This is a genomic window from Stenotrophomonas sp. HMSC10F07 (assembly GCF_001807895.1).
GTDB classification, from domain to species: Bacteria; Pseudomonadota; Gammaproteobacteria; order Xanthomonadales; family Xanthomonadaceae; genus Stenotrophomonas; species Stenotrophomonas sepilia.
Genome location: NZ_KV791348.1, coordinates 1 through 7,887, shown reverse-complemented (window position 1 = coordinate 7,887; position 7,887 = coordinate 1). Strand labels below are relative to the sequence as shown.

The 7,887-nt window shown below is 66.8% G+C and carries 6 protein-coding genes; 3 read left to right on the top strand and 3 right to left on the bottom strand.

The window, feature by feature from the left end; genetic code table 11:
• Positions 1-50: 50 nt before the first annotated feature.
• The 3 genes from HMPREF3114_RS05915 to HMPREF3114_RS05905 all read right to left on the bottom strand — a co-directional run bounded on the left by HMPREF3114_RS05915 (position 51) and on the right by HMPREF3114_RS05905 (position 3,408).
• Complete coding sequence (locus tag HMPREF3114_RS05915; protein ID WP_005418276.1) at positions 51-1,301, bottom strand: DUF819 family protein; 1,251 nt, start codon at positions 1,299-1,301, stop codon at positions 51-53.
• A gap of 120 nt (positions 1,302-1,421) precedes the next feature.
• Positions 1,422-2,708: a sensor histidine kinase gene (locus HMPREF3114_RS05910; RefSeq protein ID WP_005418277.1), complete on the bottom strand. Its 1,287-nt coding sequence runs from the start codon at positions 2,706-2,708 to the stop codon at positions 1,422-1,424.
• Complete coding sequence (locus HMPREF3114_RS05905; protein ID WP_005418278.1) at positions 2,695-3,408, bottom strand: response regulator transcription factor; 714 nt, start codon at positions 3,406-3,408, stop codon at positions 2,695-2,697. Before HMPREF3114_RS05905 ends, HMPREF3114_RS05910 begins: the two co-directional genes overlap by 14 nt.
• A 130-nt stretch (positions 3,409-3,538) precedes the next feature.
• Between HMPREF3114_RS05905 and HMPREF3114_RS05900 the strand changes: the two genes are divergently transcribed.
• The 3 genes from HMPREF3114_RS05900 to HMPREF3114_RS05890 all read left to right on the top strand — a co-directional run bounded on the left by HMPREF3114_RS05900 (position 3,539) and on the right by HMPREF3114_RS05890 (position 7,767).
• Entirely contained in the window at positions 3,539-5,242 is a 1,704-nt protein-coding gene (locus tag HMPREF3114_RS05900) for an ArnT family glycosyltransferase (protein WP_053499685.1), read from the top strand.
• Positions 5,243-5,353: 111 nt separating this feature from the next.
• Positions 5,354-6,121, top strand: a complete 768-nt coding sequence (locus tag HMPREF3114_RS05895; protein ID WP_053499683.1) for a phosphatase PAP2 family protein — start codon at positions 5,354-5,356, stop codon at positions 6,119-6,121.
• Positions 6,118-7,767 carry a phosphoethanolamine transferase gene (locus HMPREF3114_RS05890; RefSeq protein WP_053499681.1) on the top strand — a complete coding sequence of 550 codons (1,650 nt, stop codon included), beginning with the start codon at positions 6,118-6,120 and terminating at the stop codon, positions 7,765-7,767. Before HMPREF3114_RS05895 ends, HMPREF3114_RS05890 begins: the two co-directional genes overlap by 4 nt.
• Positions 7,768-7,887 lie beyond the last annotated feature (120 nt).

Genomic DNA, 7,887 nt, shown 5'->3' with positions numbered 1-7,887 from the left:
GGGTTCGCGGCGCACGCCGCGAACCCGCAACAGGATCGTCCGGTCAGAACTCAGGCGCCGGCCATCCACTTCAGGATCAGGCCGGTGACATAAGCCAACCCGGTACCGGTGGCATAGCCCACCGTACCCAGCAGCACCCCCACCGGCGCCAGCGTCGGATGGAAGGCCGCGGCTACCACGGGTGCCGAGGCGGCCGCCCCGATGTTGCCCTGCGAACCTATCGCGAAGAAGAACAGCGGCGCGCGCAGCAGCTTGGCCACCACCCACAGCACCAGCACATGCGTGGCCATCCAGATCGCGCCGAGCAGGAACAGCCACGGCCGATCCAGCAGCGACAGCAGGTTCATCTGCATGCCGATGCAGGCGATCAGAAAGTACAGGAACACCGTGCCCAACCGCGAAGCGCCTGCGGCTTCCAGCCGGCGCGCACGGGTGAAGCTCAGGCCCAGGCCCATCGCCGTGGACAGCAGGATCACCCACACGAACTGGCTGTCCAGGCTGAACTGGCTGGCCCAGCTGACGTTGGCCTTGAACCAGCCCGACAGCGGTGCGGCGATGGCGTGGGCCAGGCCGACGCCACCCAGTGCCACGCCGACGATCACCATCAGGTCGGTCATGCTGGGAATGCGCGCGTTCTGTGCCTCGTAGGCGCTGATGCGTGCCTTCATCTCGTCGATGGCGCGCGTATCGGCCCCGTTGCGGGTGTCGATCTGCTGCGCGCGGTTGGCCAGGAACAGCAGGATCGCCATCCACAGGCTGGCGCAGGCCACGTCGACCACGGCGAACTGGCCGAAGGTGGTGGCGTCGGTGCCGAACACCTCACGCATGGCGACCATGTTGGCGCCGCCACCGATCCAGCTGCCGGCCAGTGCGGCCATGCCGGCCCAGGTATCACCGGCCACCGTTTCCGGATGGATCAGCTTCATCAGCTGGAAGGAGACGATGGCGCCAAGCATGATGCCAGCGGTACCGGCACAGAACACAAGCAACAGCTTCGGCCCCAGCTTGATGACGCCCTTGAGGTCGATCGACAGCGTCAGCAGGACCAGCGCGGCCGGCAGTAGCACGTCACGCGCGACCGGGTTGTACAGCGAGGTGTTGTGGCCATCGATGACACCGGCGGTGTTGTAGATGGCGGGGATGAAATAGCACAGCAGCAGTGCCGGCACCCAGGCGAAGATCTTCTTCAACAGCGGGGTCGGACCACTGGCGGCCCAGAAGATCAGGGCCAGGGTGGCGGCAATCAGGCCCAGTCCAACGATATCGTTGCTGATCAGGGCAGTAGCGGGTTCGGTCGGCATGGGATCCTCTGTCGATCGAAAGAGCGGGAAAAAAAAGCGCCGCATGAAGCGGCGCAGGTCGAGATTAACACTGTCTTCACGCCGGGTCATGCCGCAGCGCGAAGCAAGTCGGCCGTCCGATCAGGCGGGGCGCGAAGCGCCGAAGTCCAGGGTGACACGCGTCCCGCGCGGTTGGCAGGGCTGCAACTGCAGCGTCCAGCCCAGGTGCTCGCACAGCCGCGCGATCAGGTCCAGGCCGATGCCACTGCCTCGATCGGCACGCTCACCGCGGGCCATGCGCGCGTGGATCGCCGCGATCTCCTCCGGGCTCATCCCATGCCCGGGGTCCTGCAGCGTCAGTACCGCCGACGAACTCAGCTGCAGCTCGATATGGCCGCGGCCGCTGTTTTCGATGGCATTGCGCAGCAGGTTGCCGATCGCCGCCTGCACCACCGCCAGCGGCGCGACGATATCCACCGGCGCGGCCTGGATACCGATGCTCAGGTCCTTGTCGCCGAGCAGGTGTCGATGGTCGTCGACGATCTCCGGCAGCAGCTGGTCCAGTGCGATGCGCTCGGCACGCGCGGCCAGGCGCGCAGGATCACGCGCCAGCACCAGCAGCAGCTCGATCAGCTGCTCCACGCTCTGTGCCGTGCGCAGGACCCGCTGCATCTGCTGGCGGGCACGTTCGGGCAGGCCCGGTTGCTCCAGCGCCAGCTCGGCTGCACCGGTCATCACTGCGATCGGCGTGCGCAGTTCGTGGCTGGCGGTACTGATGAAGACCCGCTCACGCTCGACGAACTGCTCGTTGCGGTCCAGGTAGTCGTTCAGCGCATCGGCGATGGTGTGCAGCTCGGAACTGCCGCGCGGGTCGACCTCGATGCGCTGGCCCTGAACGCCCGGCCGCAATGCGCCGATGTGCTGGGCCAGCAGGCTCAACGGGCGCACCATGCGTTCCATACCGAAGGACGCCATCAGCACGGTGACGAAGATCATGATCACCCCGGCCAGCATCACCCAGCGCGTGGCGAACTGCTCCAGGTCATGGAAGTCGGAGATGTCCAGCGCCAGCGCGACACGTCCCATCGACCGGGTCTCGCGCACCATCACCGCCGTCTCCCGGCCTTTGATCATCACGCCGTCGTGAAGACCCGGATGCAGCGTACGCAGGCTGTCAGGCAGGTTGACTGCATCGAAGCGGTACAGGCTGAGCGTGTCCGAATCCTGCCAGCGATAGTGCGGTTCATGCTCGACGTGCTCGACGATGCTGTCCAGCTCGGAATTGAGCAGCGCGCGCCAGGCGGCATGTTCGGCGTGTTCGTGCACGTAGTTGCCGACGCTGAACACGGCGATCGACAGCAGGGCCAGGTAGCCCAGCAACCACCACACCACGCGCCGGTACAGCGGGCCCGGCCTACGCGCCTTCATCATCATCCTTGCCTGCACCGGCGGCCGCGGTCACCGCAAGGCGATAACCAACCCGCGGCAGGGTGTGGATCAGCTTGTCGGCAAACGGACCGTCGACGCTGCGGCGCAGCTCGTAGACATGCGAGCGCAGCAGGTCACCATCCGGTGGCTCATCGCCCCACAGGGCGAACTCCAGCTGTTGGCGGGTGACCGCACCGGGGCTGGCACGCATCAGCACCTCCAGCAGCTTGCGGCAGGCCGGGTACAGGTGGAGTACCTGCCCCCCCCGCTGGGCTTCGAGGGTCGCCAGGTCCAGCACCAGGTCGCCCACCTGCAGGCGCTTGCGCGGGTTCCGGCCCTGCGCACGCAGCAGCAGCGCCTCCAACCGAACTTCCAGCTCGGGCAGGGCGAACGGCTTGGTCAGGTAGTCGTCGGCACCTGCGCGGAATCCGGTGATCTTGTCCGGCAGCTCGTCGCGCGCGGTCAGCATGATCACCGGCACCTCCGAAGCGTGCTCGGCGCGCAGGCGACGCAGCACCTCCGGCCCCTCCATGCGTGGCAGCATCCAGTCCAGGATCACCGCGTCGTAGGGGTGGCTGCCGGCCAGGTGCAGGCCGGTGATGCCGTCCGGGGCCACGTCGAGCACATGCCCACGCGACTCGAAGTAGTCGAACAGGTTGGCCACCAGCTGGCGGTTGTCCTCGATCACCAACAGACGCATGCACGAAACATCCACGGAAGTTCGTACCATGGTAGCGCTGCACATGTCGGAATGCGGTCGCCCCGGCCTCCTCTGACGCTTTTCCAACCCCCGCCACCTCAGAATGGCCGTTTTGCTCCCGGAGCCTGCCGTGCCCGTAGCCCTGCCCCGCCGTTGGCGCCTGCCCCTGTTGTGGCTGTTGATCGTTGCTGCGCTGGCAGCGGGGATCGGCCTTCGGCAGCCGCAGCCACCGGACGAGCCGCGCTTCGTGCTGGCGGCCCGCACCATGGTCGAAAGCGGGCAATGGCTGCTGCCGCACCGGGGCGTGGAGCTGTATGCGGAGAAGCCGCCGGTCTTCATGTGGCTGCAGGCGGCGGCTTACGAGATCGTCGGCAGCTGGCAGTGGTCGTTCCTGCTGCCGTCGCTGCTGGGCGCCCTGCTCAGCCTGTGGTTGGTGTCGGATCTGGCACGCCGACTGTGGTCACCGCGGCATTCCCTGTACGCCCTGGCGGCGCTGTTCTGCACCCTGCAGTTTGGCCTGATGGCCAAGCGCGCGCAGATCGACATGGTGCTGGTCGGCATGACCACGGTGGCCCTGTGGGGCTTGATGCGCCACCTGTGCGAACGCCGCAACCTGGCTGCCTTGTGGCTGGCGGGGTTCGCCGCTGGCCTCGGCACGGTGACCAAAGGCGTGGGTTTCCTGCCGCTGCTGATGGTCCTGCCGTGGTTCGGCTGGTGGCTGTACCAGCGTCGCCGCGGTCGCAGCGTGGACGGTCCCCACCCGGCAACGCTGCTGTGGCTGATCCCGGCCTTCCTGCTGGGCGTGTCGGTGTGGCTTGCCCCGCTGGGCTGGGCGCTGCTGCACACGCCCAGCGCCGAACTGCAGGCCTACGCGCATGAACTGTTGTTCAAGCAGACCGGTACCCGCTATGCCAACGCCTGGCACCATCGCCAACCGGCCTGGTACTACCTGCAGGTGATCCTGACCCTATGGCTGCCGGGCAGCCTGCTGCTGCCGCTGCTGTTCAAGCCGTGGTGGCGCCGCATCCGCCGGGGCGACCGCCGGCAGTGGCTGCTGCTGGGCTGGGCGCTGCTGGTGCTGGTGTTCTTCAGCGCCAGCCCGGGCAAGCGCGAGGTCTATGTGCTGCCGATGCTGCCTGCGATGGCACTGGCGGTTGCGCCGTTGTTGCCCGGCTTGCTGCGCCGGCTGTGCGTGCGCCGCTATCTGTTCGGCTACAGCGTGGTGCTGATGCTGGCCACCGGCGTGCTCGGCGTGATGCTGCTGACCGAGCACCCGTGGGCCTTGGCGCAACTGGAGCGCCGGGCCATGCCCGATGCGCTGCTGCCGGTGCTGGGTGATGGCCTGCTGACCTTCGCCATCGCGCTGGCCACGCTGGTCGTCTGGTTGCGGGTGCGCCGCGCCACGACACTGGTGCTGTTGACCCACGGCATGCTGTGGATGCTCTACGGCCTGGTGCTGATTCCGGCACTGGATCCCTACGCATCGGCATCGGCGCTGATGCGCCGCGTCGGCGCACGGATCGGTCCGGACGCCGAACTGGCGCTGGTCGCCTGGCGCGAGCAGAACCTGCTGCAGGCTGACCGCCCGGTACGCGAGTTCGGCTTCAAGCGCCCCTGGGCCGAGCAATGGCACGACGCCGGCCCGTGGGTGGCCGAGGCGCCGGACAAGCGCTGGCTGCTGGTGCTGGACGACGCGATGAGTCCCTGCGTGGATCCGGCCAAGGTGATCGATATCGGTGTTGCCAACAGGAATCGTTGGCAACTGCTTCCCGGTACTGCATGGAACCCGGAATGCCATGCCGAGCGGACAGGATCGACCGCCGAAGAAGACTGAACGTTGACACGTGCCGGGCAAGCATTAACCCGGCACGAACGAGCGTCCGACCCTTCTCCGACATCGAGGTGACGAGCATGACCGCGGATTCCCGAACCGCCCCTTCCCCGCATGCCCGTCCGTCCCCTTGATGCGATAGCACCGCTTGCGACATCGCCACTGGCGTCAAAATTTGCCGTAACGCACATCTGGCTGCCTGTCGCAATCGGTTTTCCCGTGTTTGCGCTGCTGATGGGATTCGGCGGCGATCAGTGGGTGGCCGACCACCTGTTCCGTCTTGAGGGCGGCCATTGGGCATTGCAGGACGCCTGGATCACCCGCAGCGTCGTGCACAAGGCCGGTAAATGGCTGAGCACTGCGGCGGCGCTGGTCGTGCTCCTGCTGTGCTTCCATCACTGGCGTAGGGGGCGCGATCGCACCCTGCAATGGGCGCTGCTTTATGTCGTAATTGCCATTGCACTGGGCACCGGCGTGATCTCCCTGCTGAAGTCGCTGGTGCCGATGGAATGCCCGTGGGATCTGCTCCGCTACGGTGGCCACCAGCCTTTCATCGGGCTTTTCACGGCGCGCCCCGCAGGCATGGCCGCGCAGGCCTGCTTCCCGGCGGGCCACGCCAGCGCGGGTTATGCATGGTTGTCCCTTTACTTTTTTGCCCTGCTGTGGCGCCCTTCATGGCGCTGGGCCGGGTTGTGGATCGGTCTTGGCACCGGTCTGGTGTTCGGCATCAGCCAGCAGCTGCGCGGCGCGCACTTCCTCTCGCATGACGTCGCCACCGCATTGATCTGCTGGCTGCTTTCGCTCGGCCTGTATCTGATCGTCAAACGCGTCCTGACACGCCGTCAGCGAGACCGTCCCAACCGCCAGGAGGCAAACGCATGAGTGCATCGGTCCAACGGCCCGCCCGCCTCCCCGCCCTTGCGGGTCTGCGCCACTGGCGGCCGCAGCTGTCCACCGAAGCGCTGATCGCGCTGACCAGCCTGTTCTTCGCGGTAGCCGGGAATGGCCTGTTCTGGCACAGCGCGATGGCCAGCCATCCAGGCAGCCTGCGCTACGCGCTTTCGCTGCTGCTGTTGCTGCTGGGTGCTCACGGCGTGCTGCTGGGCATCCTGGTCTGGCGCTGGAACGCCAAGGTGGTGATCAGCCTGTTGCTGCTGGTGACCGCATTCGCCGCGCACTACATGAGCCGCTACCACATCTACCTGGATGCGGACATGCTGCGCAACGTGCTGGCGACCGACCCCAAGGAAAGCCGCGAGCTGATGACCGTGTCGCTGCTGTGGCCGGTACTGTTGCTGGCGGTGTTGCCGATGGCGGTGTTGTGGCGCGTGCAGCTGCGTCGCCGCAGCTGGGGCCGCAGCCTGCTGTGGCGACTGGGCTTCCTGGCGGTGGCCGCGGTGACCGCCGTCGGCGGCGCGTTGATCTCGTTCCAGGATGTTTCGGCACTGATGCGCAACCAGCGCGAAGTGCGTTACCTCGCCACCCCGGCCAACGTGCTGCTGGGCATGCCGCGTGCGCTGCGTGGCGACAACCCGGTGCAGCGCGCACCGAAGCTGCCGATCGGCACCGACGCCAAGGCCACGCCACGCGCCCCGGCCAGCAAGCCGCGCCTGCTGGTGATCGTCATGGGCGAGACCGTCCGTGCGCAGAACTGGGGCCTCAACGGTGGCCGCAACACCACTCCGGAACTGGCCCAGGCCAGCGTGATCAATTTCCCGGACATGCACTCATGCGGCACCAGCACGGAGGTCTCGCTGCCGTGCCTGTTCTCGCCGTGGGGCCGCCACGACTACGACGAGAAGAAGATCCGTGCGCACCAGTCGCTGCTGCACGTACTGAATCGCGCCGGCATCGCGCCGCTGTGGCGTGACAACCAGTCCGGCTGCAAGGGCGTGTGCGAGGGCCTGGACTTCCAGTCATTGTCCGACGCCACTACACCCGGCCTGTGTGCGGATGGTCGCTGCATGGACGAGATCCTGCTGCAGGACCTGGCCACCCAGGTGCGGGCCAAGCCCGGCGACCGGGTGGTGGTGCTGCACCAGCTGGGCAACCACGGCCCGGCCTACTTCGAGCGCTACCCGCCCGCCTTTGCCCGCTTCAAGCCAACCTGCGACACCCGTGACATCGGCCGTTGCTCGCGCGACGAGATCACCAACAGCTATGACAACGCGGTGTTGTACACCGATCATTTTCTGAGCAAGACCATTGGTACCCTGCAGGGCATGCAGGATTACGACACGGCGATGATCTACCTGTCCGACCATGGTGAATCGCTGGGCGAGAAGGGCCTGTTCCTGCATGGCGTGCCGTATGCGATCGCACCGGCCGAGCAGACCCGCGTACCGATGACGATGTGGTTCTCGCCGGGCTTCGCCAGCAGCCGTGGGTTGGATCTGCAGTGCGTGCGCAAGCGTTCGGCGGCGTATACCGACCACGACAACCTGTTCCCGTCGGTGCTGGGCCTGATGCAGGTGAAGACGGCGCTGTACGAGCGCGACCGCGACGTGTTCGCCAACTGCGAAGGTTGAGGGTTGTTCGGCAGGGCTTGCAGCCCTGCACCTGCAGGGGCAACGGCAACGGCCGAAGCAACAGCAGAAGCGGGTTTCCTGAGGGGTGGCGGGGTGGGTCCGGTTGCGGGGGACGCTGCA